Below are 26,459 nucleotides of genomic sequence, written 5' to 3' on the forward strand. Positions count from 1 at the left end.
CCGCCTATGGCTCGGGCCGCTGCCGTCGTCCCGGAGGAACGTGCGGCAGCGGCCTTCGTCACGTCATTGGATCAGTCCCACTTCGGTGAGCAGGTTCTGCTGGAACTTGGCGATATTGTCCAAGGTCGTCTTGGCATCCTGCTTGCCGGTGATAGCAAGGTCGAACTGGTCCTGCTGCTGGGTCAGCAGCTCGAAGAACTGCGGCACGTGCCACACGTCCTTCTGCCAATCGAGCGAAGGAGCCCAGGCCCTGTTCCAGGGGCGGTACGTCACATACTTGGGATCTGAATACACCGACTTGACGGCCGACTGGCCCCCCGCCGCCGCGAACTGGTGCTGGATGTCGGACGACAGCCACCACTTGACGAACTCCACCGCTTCCTTGATCTGGGCGTCGGTCGTCCAGGTGGTCAGCACGAAGGGCTGTCCACCAATATTGGACCAACGGACCATCTTTCCGTCGGGGCCCTTGGTTCCCGGCATCATGCCGAACACCAGCTTGTCCGAAACCTTTGAGGTCTTTGGATCGAGCGAGGCTTCGCCAAGGCCGATCCAGTTGACGGCCATGGCCACCTTGCCCTCGCGGAACAGTTCATCCTCCTTGAAGATGTCCATGGTGCCGGTTTTGGCCACCGGCGGCATGTATTCGATCAGGCTCAGGTACGTCTCGAGAGCCTTCACCGCCTCCGGCGAATTCACGACGCCTTCCGCCTGGCCGCTGGGCGCCTGCGTCTCGTCCCAGATGTTGCCGCCCATCTGCCAGATGAAGCCATTGATCTGCATGGACGAGAAGTCGTACGCCTTGCCCGCCTGGAAGGCGATGCCGTAGAAATCGTCCTCGGCGGGCTTGCCGGCCAGCATCTCGCCCTTCTTGCGCCGGAAGAACTCGCCCACGTTCCTGAAGTCGTCCCAGGTCATGGCGTCGAGCTCTTCACCCGTGCAGGGCAGCTTCTTATTGTACTTCGCCTGGAAGTTCTTCTGCTCCTCTTCGTGGCAAATGATGTCCTTGCGCGCGAAGTTCACCAGCACGTCGGGGAACTGCGGGAAGCCGTAATAGTTCTCCGACTTGTGCGGATAGGTCGCATAGGCGTTCAGCGGATTCGGATGGATCTCCATGAACGTCTTCTTGAACTCAGGATCGGCATCAAGCAGATCATTGATCTTGCGGAAATAGCCGCCCTCTACGAAGGCGCCCAACCACTGCGAGTCCGACACGATGAAGTTATACTTCTGCTCACCCGAGGTGAGCGATGCATTGACACGGGTATAGAAGTCGGGCCAGGGGATGAAATCAACATCAAGCTTCACAGTGTTGCCGGACTTCGGCTTGTACTGCTCGTCGAAGAACTTCTTCATGATGCGCGTCGGCGGCCAATCCGGTACGGCCATCGTCAGCGTCACCTCGTCGGCGTAGGAAATCGTCGCTCCGCCCACCATGAGCGAAGCGGCAAAACCGGCCGCCGCCATTACGCCCTTGATCTTCGTTGTCGCGGTCATCTTCAGGTCTCCTCCCATGTGTTGTTGGCCGTCTTTTTCTTCTTCTGGCCTCTGGCGTCAGGTGATCGCCTGTCCGCTCGAGGCTCGGAAGACGTGGAACTTTCCTGGATCGAGAACGACGGACGCCGGCTGACCGGGCTGCAGGCCCGAAGCGGCCGATTCCGGCAGTACCATGCGAAGCGTCTCTCCACCCGCTTCTACGGAAACCACCGTAACATCGCCCAGGGGCTCAAGCATCGCAATGCTCGCCGCAACGCCGCTTTCGCCGCTCGCCGCGAGCCGGATGTCGCTTGGGCGGATGCCGATCACGGCCGCTTCGCCGGCCTCCGCTGCGTTAAATTTCCGCCGCAGGGTCCCGATCGCCGACTCGATGGTGGTGCCGTCCGGTGCCAGCTTGCCCTTGATCATGTTCATGTGGGGCGAACCGATCTTGCCAGCGACGTACACATCGCGCGGCGTTTCGTAGAGCTCGTCGGGTGTCCCGATCTGCACCACGGCGCCATCGCGCAGTACGGCGATTTCCTCGCCCATGGACAGCGCCTCGAGCTCGTCCGGGGTCGCATAGACGATGGTGAGTCCGAACTGGCGATGCAGCCGCTTCAGTTCCGCGCGCATGTCGTGCCGGAGCTTCGCGTCCAGATTCGTTAGAGGTTCATCCAGCAGGAGGACCCGGGGGCGGCGGATCAGCGACCGCCCGAGCGCCACGCGCTGCTGCTCGCCGCCCGAGAGTGTGCCAGGCTTGCGGTCCAGCTTCGTGTCGAGCCGGAGCATCGCTGCCGTCTCCTTGACGCGGCGATCGATCTCCTCACGGCCGAGCTTGGCTTCGACCAGGGGATAAGCGAAGTTCTCGTAGACAGTGAGGTGCGGATAAAGCGCGAAGGACTGGAACACCATCGACACGCCGCGGCCGGCAATAGGCTCGTGCGTCCAGTCCTTGCCAAAGATCTCGACCCGGCCCCGATCCGGCGGGACCAGGCCGGCGATCGTGCGGAGCGTCGTCGTCTTGCCGACCGAGCTTGGCCCGAACAGCACGAAGAAGCGGCCCTCTGCAACGCTGAAGGACAAATTCTGCAGAGCTCTCACGTGGCCGTAGGACTTGCTGACGTTCGTCAAGCTCAGCGCGTAGCCATCGACCTGTCCCATCGACACTCCCCCAGTCACTGCCACAGGAAGCCATCCCGGTCCGACATCGGAGGAATGCCGCCAGACGGCATCGGCATTATGCGGCCCTTCTCCCGCCTCTGCCCTACGCTGTGTTGAGCAGACTGCCACGTCTTGTGGGTATCGGGGAAGTTTTTGTATAAATCGCTCATTCCAACCGCTCCTGAACGGCAGTCATACTCGGTTGCTTGGCCACTCTTTTGCCGTCTGACCCGACAGGCTCCAGGACGGGAGGACGCGGCCAAACATCACTCAAAAGCCATCAGGAGCCGCCCGCGCGAACGTTCGATGTGCTCACGCATGGCGCGCTCCGCCCCCTCCTCGTCGCCAGATGAAAGGGCCACCAGAACAGACTCGTGCTCCGTGAGTGCCTCTTCGGTCACCCGGGCGTGGAACAGCAAACGGAAGATGTGGAAATGTGTGTGCAGATGCGCCAGCGTATCGCGGATCAACTCGTTGCCAGCGATCTCCATGATCCGGTCGTGAAAATCCGCATCGAGCCGTGCGAATCTGGTGTAGCCTGATCTTTCCGCGGTACTGTTGAGGTTGCGCATCTGCTCGGCAGTTTCCCTCAGTTTGCGCATTCTTGGTTCGGTGATCCGTTGAGCGGCGCGGCGCGAAGCGTCCGGCTCCAGCAGGAGACGAAGCTCGTAGAGTTCCTCAAAGCGCCGGCGCGTGATTTGCGGTGCTGCGCTGTAGCCGACGAGGTGAGTCTTGACCACGAGCCCCTCACCTTCCAATCGCCCCAGCGCCTCGCGAATGGGTGTGTGGGAGACCTCCAGTTCCCGGACCAATCCGTCGACTGTGATGCGCCCGCCAGGCGCGATTTCCAGGGACATGAGTTTGTTGAAAATCGCCCCATAGACATCATCGGCCAGGCCCCTCGACCTCTGGATAACCATGACGCTCCCGACGCACCCAGCCGATTGATGGTCGTGCTCCTCGCCACGCGTCGTATGCTTCTCTTAGCTTGACACCGGGCGAAAGCACAGAACCTAGTCTTATCGTATACGATAGCATATACGATCTCAAGCCCTCCGGACTGCGGACGTCTTCCGAGGGCGGGTCGACGGCATTTACCATTTGCTCGCGACCCGGTACATCGCGGCTTCGATCTGAGTTTGGAAGTCGGAGGCGCGCGCTATGGCCAAGGATCCTTTCCGCAATCGGGATTACGTGGCGAACTTCGACGCCTTGGTCGAGGAGTACAAGGCCAGGAGCGCGATCACGCGCGAAACGCACCAGATGAAGCGCGACATCGCCTATGGCACGGGTGCGAACGAGAGGCTGGATCTCTTCTTCCCGAAGGGGTCAAGCGGCGCGGGCCCTGTGCACCTCTTCATACATGGCGGCTACTGGCGCATGTTCTCAAAGGACGATTTCTCGTTCATCGCCGATACGGTCACTGCCGCGGGCGCCATCGCCGCTATCATGGACTACGATCTGATGCCTGACGTGCGGCTGAACACAATCGTCGCTCAGGTTCGGAAAGCGATCCAGTGGCTAACCAACAACAGCGGCACCTATGGCGGCGACACAGGACGCTTGTCCGTCAGCGGCCATTCGGCGGGCGCGCATCTGGCGAGCTTCACCTTCTGCCAAGGTGCCGGTGTCCCGCGGCCAGCAAGCGCCCTGCTTCTCAGCGGAGTCTATGATCTGAAGCCGCTCCAGTCGTCGTTTCTGCAGCCTCTCATCGGCCTCACGGACCAGGAGGTGACCGCGTTCTCGCCGCTCCTGCTGCAACACGAACGGGGCACGCGCGTCATCGTGGCTTACGGCGCGCGGGAAACGGATCCCTTCAGGAACCAGGGCTCAAGCTTCGCGCAGCACCTTGAGCATCAGGGGCTCTTCGTGTCCGAGCACATGCTGCGCGATGCGGACCACATGAGCGCTGTGAGGGACCTGGGTATCCCCGGAAGCGCCGCCGGAGACCTGCTGATAAGAGCCATCCGCGACTCACAACCCTGCGCCCAGCCTTAGCGCCTTCCGTCGTCACCGTACCATCGCCTATATTCGGACCATGGTCGCTCCCTACACCCGCATCGAGGTCCGGCCGATGGCTGGCGCGCTTGGAGCCGATGTTCATGGCGTGGACCTTGCCCAGCCGCTCGACGACGCGACTTTCGCGGAGATCGAGCGCGCATTTCAGGATCGTCTCGTGCTGTTCTTCCATGACCAGCGCCTGACCCCGGAGCAGCATCTCGCCTTCTCGCGCCGGTTCGGCCCGCTCAGCCGCTCGCCCTACATCAAGCACATGGCGGAATACCCGGATATCATCGCTGTGCTGAAGGAGGCCGACGAGCGCAACATCAGCACCTTCGGCAACGCCTGGCATTCGGATTTCAGCTTCCTCGAGGAGCCGCCGCTGGGCTCAGTGCTCTATGCGCGCGAGGTGCCGGATTTTGGCGGCGATACGCTGTTTGCCAATATGTACAGCGCCTACGACGCGCTGTCAGAGGGCATGCGGCGCATGCTCGACGGCCTCAATGCGATGCATGCCGGACGGCCCTATGGCGTCGGCGGCGTGGTCGCCGATCTCAAGGTCTCGCGCTCGATCGGCATCGAGCGAAACCAGCCGGAGGCGACCGCGAGGTGGCACATCCCGTCGTGCGCGTGCATCCGGTGACGGGTCGCAAGGCGCTGTTCGTCAACGCGATCTACACCACGCGCTTCGACGGCATGACCGAGGCCGAGAGCCGTCCGCTTCTCGAGTTCCTCTACGCCCACGCCATCCGGCCCGAGTTCACCTGCCGCCTGCGCTGGGCTACCCACGACCTGGCGATCTGGGACAATCGCTGCGCCATGCATTACGCCGTCAACGATTACGATGGCGCCCGCCGCCTCATGCATCGCACGACCATCAAGGGCGAGCGGCCCATCTCCGCCCCCGGCAAGGACTCTTAGCCTTCAAAGCCGTCCACGCAGGTATGTCAATACCGGTGCGTCGATCGTCCGCTTCTTGAGATCGATACGTTCCTCGAAGTTCTCCGATGCGATGAATGCATCGAGCGCCTGCCTGGTCGCCTGATCCCAAGGACCCGAGGCGTCGCCGTGATAGAAGCCCTTCAGGATCATCAGGCGCTTCAGATCTGCGAGCACGGCGCCTTCGATCTTCAGCTTCTCCGCGGCTGGACTCGTTCCGAAATACAGATCGCGCAGATCGAGCAGGCGGACCAGCTCCGCAACCGGCTCAGGATGATCATCGACGCGCAGATCGACGAGCACATCGTTCATCCCGCCATAGCCGCCCTTCGGACGCACGACATAGAGCGCGGAGGCCTGCTTGCCCCGCTTGTCGCCACCCGCCTTCTCACCGGCGGCCAATGCGGTCACCAGGCGGCTGGCGAGCGCGCCCTTCGAGGCCTGGAAGGCGTCAGCCATGGCCTCAACTGTCTCTTGGCCGACCAGGATGTTGCCCTGACAGGTGAACCCATCGCCCACGCGATGTCCGGCCCATGCGTGGCAACCGGGACCGGTATGAGCCGCTGCGCCGCCACGCGCATCGACCAGCCCCACTTGGCGCAGATCGCGATCGGCATCGTCCACCAGCAGTCGGACCAACGCTTCCTGTGCGGACAAGCCGTCACGCATCATCCTGATGGCATCAGGCCCGTACGCCGTGTTGGCATAGCTCTGCGTCGCCACCGCGCCCGCGCCGGCCCTGGCCCATGGCACCACGGCGCCACAGGCGAGAAACTTCGATGCGACGGCGATGCCGAGATCACCCGTCGCAAGATCGGCAGCGACGATGGAGAATGTTGTAACGATACAATTGCGCCGCACTTCGTTTTCCCTCGTGTTTTCCTCATTGCGTCAAAATCTTCGCGGCATGACGGAGTCCGATAGGATTGACCTCCATCTTGCATCGACATTGACTCACCCTGCACTTCTATCAAGACTCCGTCTCACACAAAAAAGAACAGGGAGGTTGCCATGCATGCGCATATCACGCGCCGCCTGTTTGTAGCTGGCTCGACAGCGTCTGTCGTCATGCTGAGCCGTGCCATCCGGGCAAGCGCGCAGGAACCGATCGAAGAGGTCCGCTGGGCTCTGCCCTCTATTAATGACACGATGTTCGTGCCCCGCGCCTGGAGCACTTACGTGGGTGCCATCATGTCCCTGGTGCAAGAAGGACCGCTGGCTTTCGGCGATGATCTGTCCTTGCAGCCGGCGGTCGCGGAATCCTGGAAGCAGGTTGACGATACGACCTACGTCTACACTCTTCGCCAGGGTGTCACGTTCGGCGACGGCTCGCCGCTGACGCCGGACGACGTCGTTGCGTCGTTCCTCTATCAGATGGATCCCAAGTCAGGGTCGCAGCTCGCCGCCTTCTTCAGCTCGGTCGATACAGTCACGGCGAGCGGCGACAACGAAGTGACGGTGAAGCTGACGGCGCCGAACGTGCAGTTCCAGTATACGCCTGCCCATATGGCGGGGTTCCTCTTCAGCAAGAAACAGCTGGAGGAATTCCCGGAGGATATCGGCACGCCGGATGCTCTGCCGCTCGGTACCGGGCCCTACAGGCTGGTCGAATTCACGCCCGCCGACACCGTGGTGCTGGAGGCGCGCGACGACTACTGGGGCACAAAGCCGGTCGCCAAGCGCATCATCTTCTCCGCGATCCCGGACCGCCAGACCCGCCTGCTGGCCGCGAAGAATGGCGACATCGACGGCACGTTCGATCTCGCCATTTCCGACATCGACCAGTGGAAGGCGCTCGGCAATGTCGACGTCATCACGGCCCCCTCGCTTGGGGTGTTCATGTTGACCATGGATCAGTCGGCGCCCCCGTTCGACGACATCCATGTCCGCAAGGCGATCGCCTACTCGGTGGATCGCGAAGGACTGGTCAAGGCCCTGCTCAAGAGCAACGGCGAGCCCGCGACAGCGCTCAACCCACCTGAAATGTGGGCCGGGATCATGTCGCCCGACGAAGTGCGGAAGTTCTATGCCACGCTTCCCTCCTACCGGTTCGATCTCGACAAGGCCAGAGCCGAGCTGGCGCAGTCCAAGCATGCAGGCGGGTTTGAGGTCACCGTGCCAGGGTCGTCGGCCGACCCGTACATGATCAACATCCTGCAAAGCGTGTCAGAGAATCTGAAGCAGATCGGCATTACCATGAAAGTGCAGGAAGTTGACGCGAACCAATGGCTCGCAGGCTATTTCCGGCATGAGGACCTGGGCATGCAGATCATGGCATACTATCCGGATTTCGCGGATGCAGCGAACTATCCGTACCTATTCTACGCCAGCGCCAATGCGGTCAAGGACGGCATGAACGGCTCCAATTTCAAGAATAGCGAGGTCGACAAGGCGCTCGATGTCGCAAACCAAAAGTCGGATCCGAAGGAGCGCGCCGAGGCCTTGAAGACGGTGTTCAGGATCGTCAATGAGGATGCCGCCCTGGTGCCGATCTTCTGGCCCGATTCGGCCATGGCGATCAGCAATGAGTACAAGCTGACCGGCTACAACGCCTTCTGGTACAATGTCCCGTGGGCGATCCGCGGGTTCGGCTTGAAATAGGCGGTACGAGGGGCCGCATCGTCGCGGCCCCTTCCCTCTCCGCTTGGCGGCATGACCGCGGCGGCAATCTCATTCAGAGGGTCTGGTCCATATGGACAAGCTCGCAAAGGTGTTGGCACGCCTCGACCGCGTCCGGTTTCCCTCCGACATCTCCTTTCACCGTAGCGGCCGGGCGCTCGCTGCCACGATTCGCCCGTCTGGCCGTGATGCCAATGAAAGCTATCAAAGCCGGATCTGGCGCTACGAGCTGGACGGCACCGCCACCGAATTGACCCATGGGCCGAACGGCGATTATTCGCCGCGCTATTCGCCGGTCGATGATCGCCTGGCCTTCGCATCCGATCGTCTGGTCCGCGGCAAGGCCGACCTTTTCGTCCTGGATGAAAGTGCCGCGAAGCCGTTGGGCCGCATTCCCGGCACGATCGAGGACATGCGCTGGACCAGCGACGGCTCCGCGCTCATCGTGCTGGCCGCCGACCGTGGCCTGGACGGGGGCGCCACTGACGACGCCGTGCGACTCTGGTGGGACGGTACCGAGGATCCGGCTGTCACCAACCCGATCGATGCGCGCCGGCGCTTGTTCAAGGTTTCGGCATCCGACGGTGCGACCGTCGAGATCGGTCCACCCGATGCCACGGTTTGGGAGTTCGACTTGTTTGGCGACGATGCCGCCATCGCCCTGGTATCGGCCGATGCCAGCGAGCGCGGTTGGTATCACGCCAAGATGGCACGCATCGACTTCGCCGCGCGAGCCGTCACGATCCTGCATCGGTCGCCGTGGCAATTGCAGAGCCCGGCGGTCTCGCCTTCGCGCATCAAGATCGCATTCCTCGAAGGCTGGTCGAGCGATCGCGGCCTGGTCGCCGGAGAGATGCGCATTCTCGATCTCGCCACGGGCAAGGTCAGTCCACTCGTCGCTGCCGAGCAGTCCAACATCACGTCTCTATCCTGGCGGGACGAGGAGAGCATGTGGTTCGCCGGATGGTCGCGGCTTGGCTCCATCTACGGAATCGTCCGGCTGGACGGAACGTTCGAATGGATCGAGCGGGAAGATGCGGTCGTTGGCCCCAACAGCTTCCTCGCTTCCATCTCACCTGCACCCGACAATAAGAGCCTTGCCGCCATTCGCGAAGCTGTGGGGGCTCCGCCCGAGATCGTATTCAAGGCTGCGCCAGACTCCGATTGGTCGCCGGTGACTTCGCTCAACGCAGCAATCATGGCGGACTATGCAGAGTATCCCGAGGTGCGCGAAGTGCACTGGACAGGCAAGGACGGCCTTTCGATGGAAGGGCTCGTCCTGCTGCCGAAAGATCGCAAATCCGGTCCCCTGCCGACCATCGTCGACATCCATGGCGGTCCGACCTGGTCGGCCAAGCACGCCTTCGATCCGGGCTTTGCGCTCCACGAGGTCGCGGCCGGATACGCCGTGTTCCTGCCGAACTATCGCGGCAATACCGGCTGGGGGCAGTCCTACTCGCGGCTCAATATCGGCGATCCGGGCGGCGCAGAGTGGGATGACATCATGGCCGGCATCGACCATTGCATTGGGGAGGGGATCGCCGATGCCGACCGGCTCGGCGTGACAGGCGCGAGCTATGGTGGCTACATGACCGCCTGGGCGGTCGCTCGCACCAATCGCTTCAAGGCGGCGGTGATGGTCTCCGGTATCGCCAATCAATGGAGCTGCCACTATTCCTGCAACCATGATTTCGGCGAGTTCATTGTCGGCGGCCCATTGAAAGAGGAGCGCTACCGCAAGCTCGCCATCGACCGCTCGCCATTGTTCCGGCTCGACAAACCGACAACGCCGACTCTGATCATTCACGGTGAGCTGGATCGCTGCACGCCGCTCGGCCAGGGCCAGGAATTCTATAGCGCCTTGGTTGAGCGTGGCGTCCCGGCGGAGCTCGTGGTCTATCCGCGCGAGGGCCATGGATTCCAGGAATGGGGCCATCGCCTGGACAAGGCCCGGCGGATGGCGGCCTGGTTCGACCGCTACATCAAGGCGGCGCAATGATGCGATCGGGCATGGCACGCCTCATCCTCATGCGGCTTGCGATCGCCGTGCCGCTGCTGCTCATCATTTCATTCGGCGTTTTCTCCCTGGTCCATCTCGCGCCGGGTGATCCGGTTCGGGCCCTGCTGGGCACGCGCCCGTCCGACCCCGAGACGCTCGCCACTCTGCGCGCGCGCTATCATCTCGATGATCCTTTCATCGTCCAGTACGGCAAGTGGCTGGGGCAGGTGCTGCAGGGCGATCTGGGACGATCGATCAACGGCAACCGGCTGGTCCTGAGTTCGATCAAGGAACGTGCCGGCGTCACGATATATCTTTGCCTGATCAGCACGGTGATCGTTCTGGTGGCGGGCATCCTGCTCGGCATGCTGGCGGCCTTCCGCCGTGGGGGGCGGCTGGACCGTTTCGTCGTCATGTTCGGGGTATTCGGCATCTCATCGCCGGCTTTCGTCACCGGCATATTCCTGCTCTATGTGTTCGGCGTGGTGCTCGGCTGGTTTCCGACCTTTGGCGCGGGCCGCGGCTTTCTCGATCGCTTCTGGCACCTGACGTTGCCGTCTCTCGCCCTTGCCCTCTCGATCATGGCGATCGTTGTCAAGATCACGCGCGCCTCCATGATCGAAGTGATGGATCGCGACTATGTCGCGTTTGCCCGCGCCCGCGGCATGAGCGCCGCGCGCATCACATTCGCCTACATCCTACGCAATGCCTTGATTCCGGTGGTCACCGCCGGCGGGCTCATCGTGATCGGATTTCTCGCCAACGCGATTTACGTCGAGGTGACATTCGCGCTGCCCGGCCTCGGCTCCCTGATCGTCGATGCCGTGCAGAGACGCGACATTCCCCTGATCCAGGGCACGACACTGGTATTCGCGTTGTTCGTGGTCATCATTAACCTGGTTGTCGACATCATCTACACCATGATCGATCCCCGAATCCGCTTCGGTAAGGTAGCGTCATGACTGAACATGTCGAAGCGACGCAGCCAAAGGAAAGGGCACCGCGCGACGCCATTCCGCCGGCCATCGTGATCGCCTTCATAGTCGTTGCGATCGTCGTCATCTGCGCGTTCTTCGGCGGCAGCATAGCGCCGGATTCTCCATTTACCCAGCGTCTGGAAATCGGCGACACTCCGCCATCCGCCGAGTTCCCAGCCGGTACCGATCTGCTTGGGCGCGATGTCCTCTCGCGCGTGATCCACGGGGCCTGGACCGCACTGATCGGACCCGTCGTTGTAGCGGCCGGCGCTTTCGCCATCGCCACGGTGCTCGGGTTGCTGTCCGGCTATCTCGGCGGGGTGGTCGATTCCGGTATCATGCGCTGGGTCGATTTCATGCTCGCCCTGCCAGGGCCCCTTGTCGCCATCGTCGTGGTCGGTGTGGTCGGCGGCGGATATTGGACGGCTGTCGCAGTGCTGATCATCTTGTTCACTGCTCCGGACACCCGCATCGTGCGCAGTGCCGTGCTGGAGCAGCGGCCGCGGCCCTATATCGATGCGGCGCGGGCGCTTGGCGTTTCCAAGACGCGCATCCTCTTCGTCCATATCCTGCCGAACGTTCTTCCCATCATCCTTGCCTATGTCGTGCTCGATTTCGCCTTCGCGCTCGTCAACCTGGCGGGTCTCTCTTTCCTGGGACTTGGCGTGGAGCCGGGCACTCCCGACTGGGGCCGCATGCTCTTTGAGAACCGCACGATACTTTTCACCAACCCCGTCGCGCTGCTGCTGCCGGCGGCCATGGTCATCCTGACGGCGGTTAGCATGAATCTAATAGGCGACTGGCTGTTCGCGCGGTTCACCAGGCAATGACCGCAAAGTCGCTGCTGACGGTTCGGGGCCTTGCCATCACCGCCGCCGGGCGTGCCATCACGACCGGAACGAACCTGGAGATCGCGCGTGGAGAGACGATTGCCATCGTAGGCGAGTCCGGTTCCGGAAAGTCGTTGACCGCGAAGGCGATCGCGCGCCTCTTGCCGCCCGGTGTCTCCGCGACGGGACAGGTTAGCTACGACGGGATCGATCTGCTTGCCCTGCCGGAACGCGAAATGCAGCAGATTCGCGGCCGCCGCCTATCGCTCATGCTGCAAGACCCGTTCACCATGCTGAACCCGCTCATGAAATCGGGACTGCACATCGCCGAGATGCTGCGCGATCGGCCCGAGTTCCGCGATCGCGCCGCCCTCAATGGCGAGGTTGCGCGCCGCCTCACTGAAGTGGGCATCACAGATCCGGACGTCGCCGAGCGCATGCCCTTTCAACTATCCGGCGGCATGAGCCAGCGGATCGCGCTCGCGGCGGCCTTGGCGCGCGATCCCGAACTGCTGATTGCCGATGAGCCGTCAACCGCCCTCGACGTCACGACGCAGGCAGAAATCATCAAGCTCCTGAAACGGGTGCAACAGTCGCGCGGCATGGGCCTCGTGCTCATTACGCACAACCTGCGCCTTGCGTTCTCCACCTGCGACCGGATCTATGTTCTCTACGCAGGCTCGCTTCTTGAGGTCGGGTCAGCACGCGCGGTGGAGGCGGACCCCTTTCACCCCTATACGCTTGGACTTCTGCTGTCGGAGCCGCCCGCCGACAAGCGCGTGCCCAAGCTGATCGCCATCCGCGGGAAGGTCCCGCGCGCGGATGAAGTCGCCGGTCGCTGTGCCTTTGCGGATCGCTGCGATTGGACGAAGGATGCATGCCGCGCAGCCGCGCCCGCTCTCGCGGAACTGGCGCCGGGCCGACTCACAGCCTGCATTCGGCGCAGGGAGATCGCTGCCGAGATGCAGGCCTTGCGGGGTAGCGCGCTCGCAGCGGCCAGTCCATCCGCTGCACCGGATTCCGCGACCCGGCCGATCGTTCGCGCCGCGAGCCTCGTGAAGGACTTTGCCGGCCGAGCCGGCCGCGTGGTGCAGGCGCTGAAAGGAGTATCAATCGAGGTGCGGCCGGGCGAGAGCGTGGGGCTGGTAGGAGAGTCAGGCTCCGGCAAGACGACCCTCGGTCGGATCCTGGTCGGATTGGAGACGCCGACCAGTGGCAGGATTGACATTGGTGGTTTCGATGCTTCGGATTTTTCGGCGATGACCAGCGCCGAACGCGCCGCCACGCGCCGCATCATCCAGATGGTGTTCCAGGACCCATATTCGACGCTCAATCCACGTCACTCGGTACGCCGCAGTCTGACTGAGGCGATCGGAACGATCGGTCGCTTCCCCCGATCGGAGATCGACGCCCGGATTGCCGAACTGCTGCGGGAGGTCGGCCTGCCGGAGTATTATGCCGAGCGCCGGCCGTCCTCTCTGTCAGGCGGCGAACGCCAGCGGGTGGCCATCGCGCGGGCCTTGTCGGTCAAACCGAAGATCCTTGTCTGCGACGAACCCGTCTCCGCGCTCGACGTATCTGTGCAGGCTCAGATCTTGAACCTGTTCAAGCGCCTGAAGCTGGAGCTCGGGCTCTCCTACCTGTTCATCACGCACGATCTCGCCGTCGTGCGGCAGATCGCAGAGCGAATCTACGTACTGTACCTTGGTGAAGTCGTGGAGCATGGTTCGGCCGAAGACGTGATCAGCCGACCACAACATCCGTACACGAAGCGTCTGATCGATTCGATTCCCCGCTGATCATCCACCAAAGCTGCCGTCACACTGATAGGTGTGGCACCGGCCGCATCCTGGCGAAATCTCCGCTGGCGCGCCGCGATCGCGGGCAGCGGTCTACCGACGCGCAGGTGTGCTCGGCCTCGGCTCTGCCCTGCAGGAGTCGGACCGCAGCTGCGCCTCCAATACCCAGGCCAGAAACCGGCGCTCGGTACCAAGAGCTCACCAATTCTATATGCTCAGCAGGCAATGGTCCTCCATCACTCCGGCAGCCCTGCTTTGCGCAGGCCGTCCGCGAAGACGGCGAGGTCTTGTGGTCGGCGGATCGGGAGCCAATCCGTAAGATTGGCGATGCGGAGGGTGGGATCGAGCTGGCGCAGGCGTTGCATCGCTCGCTCTGCTTCGTCGGTCCGTCCGGCAAGCGCATGGCTGGCCGCGATGATCGCGACCACCATCAGAAAGCTCGGCAAGTCCCGGAACGATTTCCCGGCCCACGAGGAAGCGTCGTCGAAGCGTCCAGCGAACAGATGCGCCACCGCCATTCCGGCCTGCATGCGGTACATTTCCGGGTCGAGCGGGCTGAGGCGCATCGCCTGGGTGAAGTGCGCGATTGCACCTTCCGGTTCGCCGCGCCAGACCCGGACGAACCCACCGAGGAACCAGGCGGCCGCCAGATTGGGATTGAGCACCGCCGCACGGTCGAGCAAGCCGAGTCCGCCATCGAGGTCGCCAGCGAGATGGACGAGTGCATGGCCGGCGCGCGTGAGGGCGACCGCATCGTCCTTGCCCAACTCGACGGCACGGCGAGCCAATCGCGTTCCCTCGGCGATTTCCAGCGGGCGATCACTTATCCAGCCATTGACCTTGCGCCAGAAGTGGCACCAGGCCGCCATGCCATAGGCCGAGGCGAAGGCCGGGTCGAATTCGATGGCCTTGTAGAACAGAGGCAGCGCCTCATCGATCGCCTCCCTGGTCCCGCAATGCAGGTTCGCCATCGCGCGAAGATAGTAGTCGTAGGCGTGAAGGCTTTCGGTCGGCTTATGCTTGGCGCGCTTGATTTCCGCCCGCTCCAGCTGCGGAGCGATTGCGCCGACGACGTTGGCCGTCATCTGATCCTGCAGTTCGAAGATATTGTCGATCTTGCCTTCGAACCGCTCCGACCAGATATTCGCGCCCGTGCCCGCGTCGATCAGCTGCCCCGTGATCCGCACGCGGTTTGCCGACTTGCGCAAGCTGCCTTCGAGTACGTAACGTACGCCCAGCTCTCGGCCCACCTGCTTCACATCGACCGCCCGGCCTTTGTATGTGAAGCTCGAGTTTCGCGCGATGACGAACAGCCAGCGCATGCGTGACAATGCCGAGGTGATGTCCTCCACCACCCCGTCGACAAAGTAATCCTGCGTAGGGTCGCCGCTGAGGTTGAGAAACGGCAGGACGGCAATGGATGGGCGATCAGGAAGCACCAACGCTTGCGCAGCTGGTTCATCCCGCTTTGCCAGGCCTAGCCTCTCCGAAGCATCGGCTACCCTGACTTCGCCCACGAACCGGTAGCCCTTGCGCGCGATCGTGCGGATCAGGCGCTGCTCTTCGCCGGTGTCTCCGATTGCCTTGCGCACCGCGTTGATGTGGCTGGTCAAGGTGGATTCCGAGACGATCCGGCCGCCCCAGACCACATCGATGAGGTTGTCCTTGGTCACCACCCGCTCGCGGTTTTGCACCAGATGAAGCAGCAGATCGAAGACCTGCGGTCCGACCACGATCGTCTCGGATCCGCGGATAAGTTCCCGCCGTTCCGGATCGAGCACGTGATCTCCGAAGGAAAATCTCATCATTCCATGGCGCGGGTGAGCATCCATACCGCCAGTCCACAAGTATCTGATAAAAGCGGGATTCGGTCCGAGTTCGGTGATGTATGCGATCTCTCGGCACGCCATACTACCGTGATCGCGGGCGTTTTTGGACAAAAACCCAAGACAAATTCGAGATCGTTTGAAAGTCTTGTAGCTCCGTTTGGCCCATCCTCCACCCATCAGCCTCGGATGGAGGAGTGGCCGTGAAGATCGTCGTCATCAGAGTTGCAACATCCGGCATCTCGTCGCCAGCGGCCATGTTTCATATCGTGATACGGTGCTGGCAAAAGCAAGTAGCGCGTCTATTTGACCCATATCGGCCTGAACTTCACTACATGCGCGGCCCAGGTCCGAAGTGGCTCGAAAAGCACGGTCTGCCTGAACGCGCACTCTGATCGTTAGTGGACCATCAAGCAACAGAGGCCGATCCGGCCGGTTAGATGCCGCCTGGATGCGCAGTACGATCCTGGCAATGGACGGCAAAGCATCGCCCCGGGACTTCTGGCCGCGCTGGATGAAGTGTGCCCTCGCACCGCACGAGCGCGAGATGGCGACGCCCCGTCAGCCCATTCCAGTCATCGACATCGAGGCCGGAGCGAGCGAGGCCGAAACGGTATCGACTAACCGAGCTTGACGGCATATCAACTTGCGCAGTCGACCGACTGTCCTTCAGATCGCGCAACGGTTGGCTGCAATCTTACCAGTCACTCCGGCAAACCAGCCTCGCGAAGAGCATCGGCGAAGGTCGCGAGATCCTGGGGGCGCTGGAATGGCAGCCATTCACCAAGATTGGAGAGTCGCAGCGCCGGATCGAGCCGGCGAAGCTGTTGCATCGCCAGCCCGGCCTCATCGCCGCGTCCAGCACGCGCATAGATGGCGGCGAGGATGGTGATCGGCAGCGCTTGATCCGACATATGCCTTGATGCCTTTTCCGCCCATGACAAGGCGTCCTCCGTGCGACCCGCCAGCAGATGCGCCATTGCGGTTCCCACCTCCATCCGCTGCATGTCCGGACCCAACGGACTCAGCCGCATCCCCCGGGCGATCCGATCGATCGCCTCGTCCAGCTCGCCGCGCCAGATTCTCAGGAACCCGCCCAGATACCATCCAGCCGCGAGATTCGGGTCCAGCACCAGCGCCCGATCCAGCAATGCAATGCTGCCGTCGAAATCGTGGGCCAAATGCGCCAGCGCATGCGCGCTCGCCGCCAGAGCAACGGCGTCGTCCTGGCCCAATTCCACAGCCCGGCGGGCAAGACGCGTGCCTTCTGAAACCTCCCGCTCGAGATCGGTCACCCAGCGACTGAGCTTGCGCCAGGAATGGCACCAGGCGGCCATGGCATAGGCCGAAGCGAAACCTCGATCGCGCTCGATTGCCTCGTAAAACAGTGGCAGCGCCTCGTCGATCGCGCTCCTGGAAACCTGCCGGAACTTCCACATGCCGCGCGAATAGTAGTCGTAGGCGTCAAGATTCTCGGTCGGTTTGTGGCGTGCGCGCTCGATCTCCGCACTCTCCAGGTGCGGCACGAGCGCGCCGACGATGCTGGTGGCCATCTGGTCCTGCAATTCGAAGATGTCATCGAGCGCGCTTTCGAAGCGCTCCGACCAGAGAGTCGCTCCCGTGTTCGCGTCGACGAGCTGACCGGTGATCCGCACCCGGTTTGCCGCCTTGCGAATACTGCCTTCGAGCACGTAGCGCACGCCAAGTTCCCGGCCAACCTGCTTCACGTCGACCGCTCGTCCCTTGTAGGTGAAGCTCGAATTGCGCGCGATGACGAACAGCCAGCGCATTCGGGACAGGGCCGAGATGATGTCGTCCACCACTCCGTCCACGAAGTAATCCTGGCTTGGGTCGCCGCTGAGGTTCAGGAACGGCAGGACAGCGATGGATGGCCGGTCTGGTACTGCCAAGCCTGTCCCGTCGGGCTTGGCGGCATCCGCGCTTTTTGATGCATCGGCCTCCCGCACATCGCCTACGAACCGATAGCCCTTGCGCGCGATCGTGCGGACCAGGCGTTGTTCTTCGCCGGTATCTCCGATCGCCTTGCGCACCGCGTTGATGTGGCTGGTCAGGGTGGATTCCGAGACGATCCGGCCGCCCCACACCACATCGATCAGGTTGTCCTTAGTTACGACGTGCTCGCGGTTTCGCACCAGGTGAAGCAGCAAGTCGAAGACCTGCGGTCCGAGCGCAATCGTCTCGATCCCACGGGCGAGTTCCCGCCGATCTGGGTCGAGCACAAAGTCCTCAAACTGGAATCGCATGTAGCGCCCGCCTGTTTGCCAGAGCCCAAGCAAGCGGGCCCACGCGATGGTCGAATGGATGAAGCGACCAGTTTCCGCCTGGCCGTAGGGTCCTTGGACGAACAATGATGCGAAATTCAAGCATACTGCAAGGTGGCTGCAAAGCCTTTCGACCTCCCAATCGGCAAAACTCCGTTCACTCGAATGCAGCACGGCACATGGACATGGCAGCGGAAAGAAACGTGCGGCGGCTCTGTGCTATCCTGGCGGCGGACGTCGCCGGCTACAGCCAGCTCATGGGCGCCGACGAGGACGGCACCCTGACCGCGCTGACGGCGCACCGGCGCGACCTGATCGATCCCGCCATCGCTGAGCACGCCGGCCGGATTGTCAAGACAACCGGCGACGGCCTGCTCGTCGAGTTCGCCAGTGTGGTCGATGCGGTCAGGTGTGCTGTCGATGTCCAGCGCGGCATGGCCGAGCGGAACCACGCCGTGCCCGAGAACCAGCGGCTGGCATTTCGGATCGGCCTCAACCTTGGCGACGTGATCGTGCAGAACGACGACCTCTACGGCGATGGCGTCAACGTCGCCGCCCGCCTTGAGGCCTTGGCGGAGCCGGGCGGCATCTGCTTATCGGCCTCCGCGCACGAGCAAGTGCGAGACAAGATCGCCACCGTGCGGTTCGAGGATCTGGGCGAACAACGCGTCAAGAACATCGCCCGGCCCGTCCGGGCCTACCGCGTCGCCCTCGGCTTGGCCGGACCGGTGCCTTCACCCGTTCCCACCCTTTCGAGCTCGCCCTCGATCGCGGTTCTGCCGTTGGACAACATGAGCACCGACCCCGAGCAAGAGCATTTCGCCGATGGGCTGGCCGAGGACCTGATCACCGACCTCGCAAGGGTTGCCGGGCTGCTGGTCGTCGCGCGCAACTCGACCTTCACCTACAAGGGTCGTCCGGTGAGCATCACTCAGGTCGGTCGCGAGCTCGGGGTCCGCTACGTGATGGAAGGCAGCGTGCGGAAGGTCGACAATCGGGTGCGCATCACCGCCCAGCTGATCGACGCCGCGACGAACGCGCACGTCTGGGCGGACCGTTACGACCGGGATCTCACCGACATCTTCGCCGTCCAGGACGAGGTCACGCGCGAGATCGTCGGCGCGCTCAAGGTTCGGCTGACCCCGGACCAATCCGGACACCTCGTTCGAGCACGTGGGTAGCGCCGAGACGCGCGCCGAGCTACTCTCGCGCGCGGTTGGATTGCAAGAGCGCCGGAGCACCAGCTCGACATTCAGCGACGGGGAATCCATGACCAGCAGCACGTCCCAGCCCGGTTGGACTGCCATCACCATTCTTGTCGGCCGTCTGATCTTCCTCGCGTTCTTCACCATGGCCTTCAGCGTCAAGTTCATGGATATCAATGGTACGGCGGGCTATATCGCCTTCGCCGGCTTCCCGGTCCCAACCGCGCTGGCGTGGCTGGCGGTGATCTTCGAGGTGCTGCTGGTCCTTGGCTTCCTGACCGGCGCCTATTTCGCCGAGACCTGCCTTCTCGCTGGACTCTATGTGACCTTCCTGGGCCTTACGTTTCATGGGCCATCGTATTGGCAGGGCGAGGTTGGGCAACATGAGTTCCGCGCGTTCCTCATGCACTTCACAATGCTGGCCGGCCTGCTGTTCGCTGCCGCACATGGGCCGGGCCGCATCCTGGCGTCGCGCAAAACGATCATCGGCAGGTATCCTGCATAGACGTGCAGGTACCCAGCGGACCTGGAGCCTATGGTGACTTGGCCATGCGCGACCGGCGTTGTGGATCTCCCTCCACGCAATACTACTACCGTGATTGCGGACGTTTTGGACAATGATCCACGGCAAATTCGAGGTCGTCTGAAAGTCTTGTAGCTCGATGTGGCCCATCCTCCATCCATCAGCCTTGGATGGAGGAACAATCATGAAGGCCATCGTCATCGCGGCAGCAGGTCAACGTCTACGTCGTGCAGTGAGCTGCCGGCAAGAAGCCCTGAACCATCGGATGCAGGAGTTCGTTCTGGAGCTGCTCGCGGCGATCGTTCTGATCGCACTCTTCATAATCGTGACAGAGCCGGCGCCGCCCAAGACCGGCGCGCCGTCTCGCCGTCAGTCCGACAGGGTGATATTAAGGAATTTTGCGAGGCCATATCGCGCCTGTGTGTCTCTTGTCGGTCAATGTTACCGGGACCTCGGGCACTATTGGACAGAAACTCAAGGCAATTTGGACGTTGCGGCAAAGTCTTTTCGCGCGTCCTCGGCCATCTTCCATCCATCACCCACCAGATGGAGGAGCAATCATGAAGATCGTTGTCATCGGCGGCACCGGCCTCATCGGCAGCAAGGTCGTCTCGAACCTGCGCCAGAAGGGCCATGAGGTTATCGCGGCGGCGCCCAACACGGGCGTCAACACCATTACCGGAGAAGGGCTTGCCGAAGCGCTCGCGGGCGCGCAGATCGTCATTGACGTCGCGAACTCCCCCTCGTTCGCGGACGATGACGTCATGAACTTCTTCAAGACGGCGGGCCGCAACATCGCCGCCGCGGAAAAGGCTGCTGGCGTGCGGCATCACATTGCCCTTTCGGTGGTCGGCAGCGACCGACTGCCGGAAAGCGGCTATCTTCGGGCGAAGGCCGCCCAGGAAGAGCTGATCAAGGCGTCCGGAATCCCCTACACGATCATCCGCTCCACCCAGTTCTTCGAGTTCCTCGGCGGGATCGCCCAATCCGCGACAGACGGCCAGACTGTTCGCCTGTCGCCCGCTCATCTGCAGCCCGTCGCGTCCAACGACGTCGCCGCTTTAGTGACCAAGGTGGCAACGATGGCGCCGGCGAACGGCGTGATCGAATTGGCCGGGCCGGAACGCATCGGCCTCGACGATCTCGTGCGCCGCTATCTCGCGGCAAAGCACGATGCCCGCAAAGTGGTCACCGACGTCCACGCGCGCTATTTCGGCACGGAGCTGAACGACAAGTCCCTCACCCCCGGCGACAATCCGCACATCGGGTCCACGTCGTTCGAAGCGTGGCTCGCCCAGGCATAGCGCCGAGCGGATCAAGCGCAAGCAATCACACCAAGCCCAGGAGATTCAGATGTTCACGCGACTCATCGGCGGGATCATTCTCGCAACCCTCGTGCTCACCCCTGCATCGGCCGGTGACTTATCCAAGGTCAGGGTGGTGTTCGACCATCCGCTGCCGAACGTGCCCGGCAAGAGCATGAAAGGGGTGCTGGTCGAGTACGAACCCGGCGGCTCGTCACCGGCGCACACCCACCCGGATTCCGCCTTCATCTACGCGACCGTCCTGGAAGGCGCGATCCGCAGCCAGGTCAACGGCGGTCCGATCACAGTGTATCGCGCCGGCGAGAACTTCGCCGAGATGCCGGGCGATCACCACGGTGTCAGCGCGAATGCCAGCGACACTGAACCTGCCAAGCTACTGGCCGTGTTCGTTGTCGACACCGACGAAACCAACCTCGTCATCGACGACCCGGTAACGCAGTAAGAAGCGCCGACATGCAAGGATTGAAGAACAAAGTCGCCATCGTCACCGGTGGGACCTCGGGTATCGGGCGCGCCGCGGCACTCGGCTTCGCAACGCAAGGTGCGAAGGTGATCATCACCGGGCGCCGCGCCGGCCCCCTCAAGGAGGCGATGAGCAACCATCCGAACATTGCCGGGTTGACAGCGGACGTCTCTGTGCCGACCGACGCCGCACGCACGATCAACGAGACGCTCAATACGTGGGGGCGCGTGGACATCCTGGTGAACAATGCCGGGGCGGGCGCAATTCTCCCGATGACGGACGCGACGGCCGAAAAGATCGCCGGCATGTTCGCGGTCAATGTGCTCGGCCCCAGTCTGCTGTCCGCGGCGGCGCTTCCCTACCTGGCGGCGTCGAAGGGATCCATCATCAACGTCTCGAGTACGTTCGGCCAAAAGCCGGCGGCCGGGCTGTCCCACTACGCGGCGAGCAAGGCTGCGCTGGACCACTTGACGCGTTGCTGGGCGCTTGAGCTTGCGCCGCAAGGCGTGCGCGTCAACGCGGTCGCGGCGGGTCCCACTGAGACAGGGGCATTGACAGGAATGATGGGGCTCTCTCCGGAACAGGCCGAGGCGGTCAAGGATCGAGAGCGCGAACGGATCCCGCTCGGGCGCCGCGGCATCCCGGAGGAAGTCGCACGATGGATCGTGTGGCTTGCCGATCCCGCCTCCGAATGGGTCACGGGGCAGGTGATCACCGTCGACGGCGGACTTGGCATCGCGTGCCCCTGATCGAACCTCTAGCCACCGGAGAAAAACACCATGGATGGATCCATCCTGCGCAAGACCGCATTCGCCATGCCGCCAACGAGCCCGGCCTTCCCGCCCGGACCCTATCGCTTCGTGGATCGGCAGTATTTCATCATCAAGTATCGCACCGATCTCGAGGCGTTGCGCTGCGTGGTGCCGGAGCCGCTCGAAGTCATCGAGCCGGTGGTGAATTACGAGTTCATCCGCATGCCTGATTCGACCGGCTTCGGCGACTACACCGAGAGCGGCCAGGTGATCCCGGTCCGCTACCGGGGCGAGGCCGGAAGCTATACGCACCAGATGTTCCTGAATGACCATCCCCCGATCGCCGCCGGCCGCGAGCTTTGGGGCTTTCCCAAGAAGCTGGCACAGCCAAGCTTGGCGGTCGAGACCGATACGCTGGTCGGCACGCTGAACTACGGATCGGTCCGGATCGCGACCGGCACGATGGGCTACAAGCACCGCGCTCTCGATGTGATCGCGGAGACCAAGGGCCTCGGTGCTCCGAACTTCCTGCTCAAGGTCATCCCGCATGTCGACGGCAGCCCGCGGATCTGTGAGCTGGTGCGGTACTACCTCGAGGATGTGACCGTGAAAGGTGCATGGACCGGACCGGCCGCTTTGCAGCTCTCTCCGCACGCCCTCGCGCCCGTCGCCGAGCTGCCCGTGCTGGAGGTGCTGTCGGCCAAGCATGTAGTCGCCGACCTGACGCTTGGTCTCGGCACTGTCGTGCATGACTACCTTGGCTAACATTCCAGGAGGACTGAGATGCGTCGATTGAAGCGGAAGGAATTGGTGAGTGCTGCCGGCCGGTTCGAGGCGCCGGACTACGACGTGATCGCCCTCGTGCTGCAGGGCGGCGGTGCCCTAGGCGCCTATCAAGCAGGTGTCTATGAAGGCCTGCACGAGGCGGGCATCCGGCCGAACTGGGTGGCGGGCATCTCGATCGGGGCGCTGAACGCTGCGATCATCGCGGGCTCGCCCGAGTCCCAGCGTATGGATCGGCTTCGCGAGTTCTGGGAAACGATTTGCGCCAGCCCGGTCGAATGGCCGGTGAACGAAGGTCTGACGGAGGGCTTGCCGTTCACGATGGATCTGCGCTCGGCCCATAACATCGCAGCCGCGATGCGGGCCTTGCTCATGGGCCAGAGCGGGTTCTTCAAGCCGCGCTTCCCGCCGCCGTTCCTGTCGATGTTCTCTGGCGACTCCGCCACGAGCTTCTACGATACCGCTCCGCTGCGTGACACGCTGGAGCGGCTGATCGACTTCGATCGCCTGAATTCCGGCGAGGTCAGGGTCAGCGTCGGTGCGGTGAACATTCGCTGCGGCAATCTCGTCTATTTCGATACGGCGCAACGTCGTCTGAGAGCGGAGCACTTCATGGCATCGGGTGCCTTGCCGCCAGGGTTCCCGGCGATCGAGATCGATGGCGAATATTACTGGGATGGCGGCATGGTCTCGAACACGCCGCTCTCGCGTGTCCTATCAAGCGAGCCGCGGCGCGATACCCTGACCTTCCAGGTGGATCTGTGGTCTGCGAAGGGCCGGCTGCCCTACGATCTGATGGAGGTCGCGAGCCGGCAGAAGGACATCCAGTATTCCAGCCGGACCCGTGCCATCACGAACCACATGCTGCAGATGCAGAAGATGCGGCATGCGCTGCAGCAGCTGATGGAGAAGCTGCCGAAAGCGGCCAGGAGTGATGCGGACGTCAAGGCGATCGCCGACCTGGCCTGCCATCGCGCCTATAACATCGTCCATCTGATCTATCAGTCCAAAGCCTTCGAAGGCCATTCCAAGGACTATGAGTTCGGGCTGGACGCGATGCGCGAGCATTGGCAGAGCGGCCTGGAGGATATCCGCCGCACATTGGCTGATCCGCGCCGTCTGGACAGGCCAGCACCAGAGCTGGGCATCGTCACCCACGACGTCCATCGTGAGCATCGCGCATAATTCTCATCACAAGGAAAGATAGTCATGTTGAAGGGCAAGGTTGCGATCGTCAGCGGATCGACCAGCGGCATCGGCCTTGGAATCGCCAAGGTGCTGGCCAGTCACGGCGCGGATATCGTGCTGAACGGCATCGGCGATGCCGGCGAGATCGAAACGATCCGTTCCGGCATCGAGCGCGAGCACGGTGTGCATGCTCTTTATGACGGAGCCGACATGTCGAAAGGCGAGGCGGTGCGCGGACTGATTTCAGCGACGATAGAGAAGTTGGGCCGCGTCGACATCCTCGTGAACAATGCGGGCATCCAGTTCACGGCGCCGGTCGAGGAGTTTCCGGCCGAGAAGTGGGACGCGATCCTGGCGATCAACCTGTCGGCCGCGTTCCACGGTATTGCCGCCGCCCTTCCGCAAATGAAGAAGCGGGGCTGGGGCCGGATCATCAACATCGCCTCGGCTCATGGCTTGGTCGGCTCGGTCCATAAGGTTGCCTATGTCGCTGCCAAGCACGGGATGGTCGGGCTGACCAAGGTGGTCGGTTTGGAGACAGCCGGCACCGGCATCACCGCCAACGCCGTCTGCCCTGGCTGGGTGCTGACCCCACTGGTCGAGAAGCAGATTGCAGACATTGCGGCCCGCGAGAAGATCAGCCGGCAGAAGGCGGAGATGAGCCTTCTTGGAGACAAGCAGCCCTCGCGGAGCTTCGTAACGCCGGAGCAACTCGGCGGGACAGTCGCATTCCTGTGCTCGCCGGCGGCCGATCAGATCACCGGCACGGCCATCTCGGTCGACGGTGCGTGGACTGCACAGTAGAGGGCTTACCGATCTGTGTCTGCGATTAGTGTATGGCGGCGCGAGGCAGCCGAAACGGTCCAGACTGTTGGCGACTTGCAAACCACCCCGCGTCCTCACGGCGGCCAGCGGGTTGTTCCCCATCCACATCGGATGGCTGGGGTCATAGTTGGCGCCGACGATGTCGCCGCCGGCGTTGCGCGGTCGTTGCAAGCTCGCCGGATTATAGACGGCCTGCGGCCCGTTCAGTTTCAGGCAGGTGCGCTGGAAGCGGGCGACTCGACTGCGGACGGTGATCTTCACGCTGACAGAAGCGCTCTCGTCTCGGTGCCGGGGTCCGCAACTGCGGCCTTCGGGACCGTGCGCCCTGCCTCGAGCAGCTTCTTGGCTATCCCGTACGAGAGGGCATCGTTCATCGCATCGACGGCGATCAAGGCATCGCCTCGGTAGTACCAGATCGAGGCGCTGCCCTCCCTCTTGCCGGTCCGGAGGATGCAATCGGTGTAGCCGCGGTTCAGCCCTGCGATCTGAAGCTTGACCTCATACTGGTCCGACCAGAACCAGGGCACCGGGTCGTAGTCGCTCTGCGCGCCCAGCATGGCGGCTGCGACGTGTTCCGCCTGGTCGATCGCGTTCTGCACCGACTCCAACCTGGTCGAAACGCCGCGCCACGGAAAGCGGGCGCAGTCGCCGGCGGCGTAGATTTCCGGCGCCGAGGTCCGACACAATCCGTCAACAATAATGCCATCGTCCACTACCAAGCCCGCCCTGCGCGCGAGCTCGTCATTAGGAATGATGCCAATGCCGACGATAGCGAGATCGGCCTCGAGTGTCCGGCCATCCTTGAGCGCCGCGCCGGCAACCTGACCGTTGTCTCCGACCAGGCGATCGAGTGCCGCCGATTCGAGGATTGTCACGCCGTGGCGTCGATGCAGCGCGCGAAAGTAGTCCGCGGTCGCGGAGGCCGCGACGCGCTGCAGAATGCGATCTGCCAGCTCGACGATCGTCACCTTCAGGCCTCTGGTCGCTGCGACCGCTGCCGCCTCCAGGCCGATATACCCGCCGCCGATCACCAGCAATCGCTTGCCGGGCACAAGCAGCGGCGCGATCGCGTCGACGTCGGCGACTGTGCGGGTCGTGAAGACGCCGCCGAGATTGCCGCTGAGCTCAGCCGGCAGCAGGCGCGGCCGTGAGCCAGTGGTCAAGGCAAGCTTGGCGTAGCGCAGCACCGACCCGTCGTCGAGCTTGACCGTCCGATCCATGGGATCGAGGGAAGCGACGGAGGCACCCAATCGAACCTCGACTTGCTGCTCGGCGTACCAACCCGGCGGCCGGATCAGAAGGCGCTCGAACTGCAACTCGCCCGATGCGTACTTCTTGGAAAGCGGCGGCCGCTGATAAGGCAGGACCGGCTCCTCGCCAATCATGACAAGCGGATCGGAGTAGCCCAGCACCCTGAGCTTCGCGGACAGGGCGGCGCCCGCCTGTCCCGTCCCAACGATGATGATGGGGTCAGCCATGCGCG

General features: G+C 62.9%; 23 protein-coding genes. 16 read left to right on the plus strand and 7 right to left on the minus strand.

What is annotated here, in order from left to right; all coding sequences use genetic code 11:
* Window positions 1–63 precede the first annotated feature (63 nt).
* The 3 genes from DTX69_RS17410 to DTX69_RS17420 form a co-directional block, all read right to left on the minus strand.
* Complete coding sequence (locus DTX69_RS17410) at window positions 64–1,497, minus strand: extracellular solute-binding protein (protein WP_119302820.1); 1,434 nt, start codon at window positions 1,495–1,497, stop codon at window positions 64–66.
* Window positions 1,498–1,554: 57 nt separating this feature from the next.
* On the minus strand, window positions 1,555–2,640 hold the full coding sequence (locus tag DTX69_RS17415; RefSeq protein ID WP_119302821.1) for an ABC transporter ATP-binding protein: 1,086 nt from the start codon (window positions 2,638–2,640) through the stop codon (window positions 1,555–1,557).
* Window positions 2,641–2,906: 266 nt separating this feature from the next.
* Window positions 2,907–3,560 (minus strand): GntR family transcriptional regulator, encoded by a 654-nt coding sequence (locus DTX69_RS17420; RefSeq protein ID WP_119302822.1) that lies wholly within the window; start codon window positions 3,558–3,560, stop codon window positions 2,907–2,909.
* 241 nt (window positions 3,561–3,801) lie between these two features.
* On the opposite strand from DTX69_RS17420, the gene DTX69_RS17425 reads away from it, so the two are divergent.
* The 3 genes from DTX69_RS17425 (at window position 3,802) to DTX69_RS30720 (ending at window position 5,562) form a co-directional block, all read left to right on the plus strand.
* Window positions 3,802–4,638 carry an alpha/beta hydrolase gene (locus tag DTX69_RS17425; protein ID WP_119302823.1) on the plus strand — a complete coding sequence of 279 codons (837 nt, stop codon included), beginning with the start codon at window positions 3,802–3,804 and terminating at the stop codon, window positions 4,636–4,638.
* 76 nt (window positions 4,639–4,714) lie between these two features.
* Window positions 4,715–5,284, plus strand: coding sequence for a TauD/TfdA dioxygenase family protein (locus DTX69_RS30715; RefSeq protein ID WP_284735851.1), 570 nt, complete (start codon window positions 4,715–4,717; stop codon window positions 5,282–5,284).
* Window positions 5,251–5,562: a TauD/TfdA dioxygenase family protein gene (locus DTX69_RS30720; protein ID WP_284735852.1), complete on the plus strand. Its 312-nt coding sequence runs from the start codon at window positions 5,251–5,253 to the stop codon at window positions 5,560–5,562. The genes DTX69_RS30715 and DTX69_RS30720 overlap by 34 nt, the downstream gene beginning before the upstream one ends.
* A 3-nt stretch (window positions 5,563–5,565) precedes the next feature.
* Here DTX69_RS30720 and DTX69_RS17435 read toward each other — a convergent pair whose 3' ends face one another.
* Window positions 5,566–6,441 (minus strand): DUF1028 domain-containing protein, encoded by an 876-nt coding sequence (locus tag DTX69_RS17435; RefSeq protein WP_119302825.1) that lies wholly within the window; start codon window positions 6,439–6,441, stop codon window positions 5,566–5,568.
* Window positions 6,442–6,591: 150 nt separating this feature from the next.
* Between DTX69_RS17435 and DTX69_RS17440 the strand changes: the two genes are divergently transcribed.
* From DTX69_RS17440 to DTX69_RS17460, 5 genes are all read left to right on the plus strand, one after another.
* A complete protein-coding gene (locus tag DTX69_RS17440) occupies window positions 6,592–8,181 on the plus strand; it encodes an ABC transporter substrate-binding protein (RefSeq protein ID WP_119302826.1) in 1,590 nt (529 codons plus the stop codon).
* A gap of 91 nt (window positions 8,182–8,272) precedes the next feature.
* Window positions 8,273–10,198, plus strand: coding sequence for a S9 family peptidase (locus DTX69_RS17445; protein ID WP_119302827.1), 1,926 nt, complete (start codon window positions 8,273–8,275; stop codon window positions 10,196–10,198).
* 11 nt (window positions 10,199–10,209) lie between these two features.
* On the plus strand, window positions 10,210–11,160 hold the full coding sequence (locus tag DTX69_RS17450; protein ID WP_284735853.1) for an ABC transporter permease: 951 nt from the start codon (window positions 10,210–10,212) through the stop codon (window positions 11,158–11,160).
* Complete coding sequence (locus tag DTX69_RS17455) at window positions 11,157–12,005, plus strand: ABC transporter permease (RefSeq protein ID WP_119302829.1); 849 nt, start codon at window positions 11,157–11,159, stop codon at window positions 12,003–12,005. Before DTX69_RS17450 ends, DTX69_RS17455 begins: the two co-directional genes overlap by 4 nt.
* Window positions 12,002–13,804, plus strand: coding sequence for a dipeptide ABC transporter ATP-binding protein (locus DTX69_RS17460; protein ID WP_119302830.1), 1,803 nt, complete (start codon window positions 12,002–12,004; stop codon window positions 13,802–13,804). Before DTX69_RS17455 ends, DTX69_RS17460 begins: the two co-directional genes overlap by 4 nt.
* Before the next feature lie 236 nt (window positions 13,805–14,040).
* Here the strand turns inward: DTX69_RS17460 and DTX69_RS17465 are convergent, their stop codons facing one another.
* Complete coding sequence (locus tag DTX69_RS17465; RefSeq protein WP_284735854.1) at window positions 14,041–15,612, minus strand: winged helix-turn-helix domain-containing tetratricopeptide repeat protein; 1,572 nt, start codon at window positions 15,610–15,612, stop codon at window positions 14,041–14,043.
* 722 nt (window positions 15,613–16,334) lie between these two features.
* Window positions 16,335–17,894, minus strand: a complete 1,560-nt coding sequence (locus DTX69_RS17475; protein ID WP_119302874.1) for a winged helix-turn-helix domain-containing protein — start codon at window positions 17,892–17,894, stop codon at window positions 16,335–16,337.
* 197 nt (window positions 17,895–18,091) lie between these two features.
* On the opposite strand from DTX69_RS17475, the gene DTX69_RS17480 reads away from it, so the two are divergent.
* The 8 genes from DTX69_RS17480 (at window position 18,092) to DTX69_RS17515 (ending at window position 24,955) form a co-directional block, all read left to right on the plus strand.
* Window positions 18,092–19,093 (plus strand): adenylate/guanylate cyclase domain-containing protein, encoded by a 1,002-nt coding sequence (locus tag DTX69_RS17480; RefSeq protein ID WP_284735855.1) that lies wholly within the window; start codon window positions 18,092–18,094, stop codon window positions 19,091–19,093.
* A gap of 88 nt (window positions 19,094–19,181) precedes the next feature.
* Window positions 19,182–19,622, plus strand: coding sequence for a DoxX family protein (locus tag DTX69_RS17485; protein WP_119302876.1), 441 nt, complete (start codon window positions 19,182–19,184; stop codon window positions 19,620–19,622).
* Between the two features lie 578 nt (window positions 19,623–20,200).
* A complete protein-coding gene (locus DTX69_RS17490; RefSeq protein WP_119302832.1) occupies window positions 20,201–20,944 on the plus strand; it encodes an SDR family oxidoreductase in 744 nt (247 codons plus the stop codon).
* 49 nt (window positions 20,945–20,993) lie between these two features.
* Complete coding sequence (locus DTX69_RS17495) at window positions 20,994–21,407, plus strand: cupin domain-containing protein (protein WP_119302833.1); 414 nt, start codon at window positions 20,994–20,996, stop codon at window positions 21,405–21,407.
* Between the two features lie 11 nt (window positions 21,408–21,418).
* Complete coding sequence (locus DTX69_RS17500) at window positions 21,419–22,177, plus strand: SDR family NAD(P)-dependent oxidoreductase (RefSeq protein WP_119302834.1); 759 nt, start codon at window positions 21,419–21,421, stop codon at window positions 22,175–22,177.
* 30 nt (window positions 22,178–22,207) lie between these two features.
* Complete coding sequence (locus DTX69_RS17505; RefSeq protein ID WP_119302835.1) at window positions 22,208–22,945, plus strand: acetoacetate decarboxylase; 738 nt, start codon at window positions 22,208–22,210, stop codon at window positions 22,943–22,945.
* 18 nt (window positions 22,946–22,963) lie between these two features.
* On the plus strand, window positions 22,964–24,148 hold the full coding sequence (locus tag DTX69_RS17510) for a DUF3734 domain-containing protein (protein ID WP_119302836.1): 1,185 nt from the start codon (window positions 22,964–22,966) through the stop codon (window positions 24,146–24,148).
* Between the two features lie 24 nt (window positions 24,149–24,172).
* Window positions 24,173–24,955, plus strand: a complete 783-nt coding sequence (locus DTX69_RS17515; protein ID WP_119302837.1) for a 3-hydroxybutyrate dehydrogenase — start codon at window positions 24,173–24,175, stop codon at window positions 24,953–24,955.
* 278 nt (window positions 24,956–25,233) lie between these two features.
* Here DTX69_RS17515 and DTX69_RS17520 read toward each other — a convergent pair whose 3' ends face one another.
* Window positions 25,234–26,454 carry an NAD(P)/FAD-dependent oxidoreductase gene (locus DTX69_RS17520; RefSeq protein WP_119302838.1) on the minus strand — a complete coding sequence of 407 codons (1,221 nt, stop codon included), beginning with the start codon at window positions 26,452–26,454 and terminating at the stop codon, window positions 25,234–25,236.
* Between the last annotated feature and the right edge of the window lie 5 nt (window positions 26,455–26,459).

Origin of the sequence: Dongia deserti, from assembly GCF_003574735.1 — a bacterium.
GTDB lineage: Bacteria > Pseudomonadota > Alphaproteobacteria > Dongiales > Dongiaceae > Dongia_A > Dongia_A deserti.

Bases quoted from the DNA above. Each gene is read 5' to 3' on its own strand.
- DTX69_RS17410 (WP_119302820.1), bottom strand. From the start codon at position 1,497: ATGACCGCGACAACGAAGATCAAGGGCGTAATGGCGGCGGCCGGTTTT.
- DTX69_RS17415 (WP_119302821.1), bottom strand. From the start codon at position 2,640: ATGGGACAGGTCGATGGCTACGCGCTGAGCTTGACGAACGTCAGCAAG.
- DTX69_RS17420 (WP_119302822.1), bottom strand. From the start codon at position 3,560: ATGGTTATCCAGAGGTCGAGGGGCCTGGCCGATGATGTCTATGGGGCG.
- DTX69_RS17425 (WP_119302823.1), top strand. From the start codon at position 3,802: ATGGCCAAGGATCCTTTCCGCAATCGGGATTACGTGGCGAACTTCGAC.
- DTX69_RS30715 (WP_284735851.1), top strand. From the start codon at position 4,715: ATGGCTGGCGCGCTTGGAGCCGATGTTCATGGCGTGGACCTTGCCCAG.
- DTX69_RS17440 (WP_119302826.1), top strand. From the start codon at position 6,592: ATGCATGCGCATATCACGCGCCGCCTGTTTGTAGCTGGCTCGACAGCG.
- DTX69_RS17445 (WP_119302827.1), top strand. From the start codon at position 8,273: ATGGACAAGCTCGCAAAGGTGTTGGCACGCCTCGACCGCGTCCGGTTT.
- DTX69_RS17450 (WP_284735853.1), top strand. From the start codon at position 10,210: ATGGCACGCCTCATCCTCATGCGGCTTGCGATCGCCGTGCCGCTGCTG.
- DTX69_RS17455 (WP_119302829.1), top strand. From the start codon at position 11,157: ATGACTGAACATGTCGAAGCGACGCAGCCAAAGGAAAGGGCACCGCGC.
- DTX69_RS17460 (WP_119302830.1), top strand. From the start codon at position 12,002: ATGACCGCAAAGTCGCTGCTGACGGTTCGGGGCCTTGCCATCACCGCC.
- DTX69_RS17465 (WP_284735854.1), bottom strand. From the start codon at position 15,612: ATGATGAGATTTTCCTTCGGAGATCACGTGCTCGATCCGGAACGGCGG.
- DTX69_RS17475 (WP_119302874.1), bottom strand. From the start codon at position 17,894: ATGCGATTCCAGTTTGAGGACTTTGTGCTCGACCCAGATCGGCGGGAA.
- DTX69_RS17480 (WP_284735855.1), top strand. From the start codon at position 18,092: ATGGACATGGCAGCGGAAAGAAACGTGCGGCGGCTCTGTGCTATCCTG.
- DTX69_RS17485 (WP_119302876.1), top strand. From the start codon at position 19,182: ATGACCAGCAGCACGTCCCAGCCCGGTTGGACTGCCATCACCATTCTT.
- DTX69_RS17490 (WP_119302832.1), top strand. From the start codon at position 20,201: ATGAAGATCGTTGTCATCGGCGGCACCGGCCTCATCGGCAGCAAGGTC.
- DTX69_RS17495 (WP_119302833.1), top strand. From the start codon at position 20,994: ATGTTCACGCGACTCATCGGCGGGATCATTCTCGCAACCCTCGTGCTC.
- DTX69_RS17500 (WP_119302834.1), top strand. From the start codon at position 21,419: ATGCAAGGATTGAAGAACAAAGTCGCCATCGTCACCGGTGGGACCTCG.
- DTX69_RS17505 (WP_119302835.1), top strand. From the start codon at position 22,208: ATGGATGGATCCATCCTGCGCAAGACCGCATTCGCCATGCCGCCAACG.
- DTX69_RS17510 (WP_119302836.1), top strand. From the start codon at position 22,964: ATGCGTCGATTGAAGCGGAAGGAATTGGTGAGTGCTGCCGGCCGGTTC.
- DTX69_RS17515 (WP_119302837.1), top strand. From the start codon at position 24,173: ATGTTGAAGGGCAAGGTTGCGATCGTCAGCGGATCGACCAGCGGCATC.
- DTX69_RS17520 (WP_119302838.1), bottom strand. From the start codon at position 26,454: ATGGCTGACCCCATCATCATCGTTGGGACGGGACAGGCGGGCGCCGCC.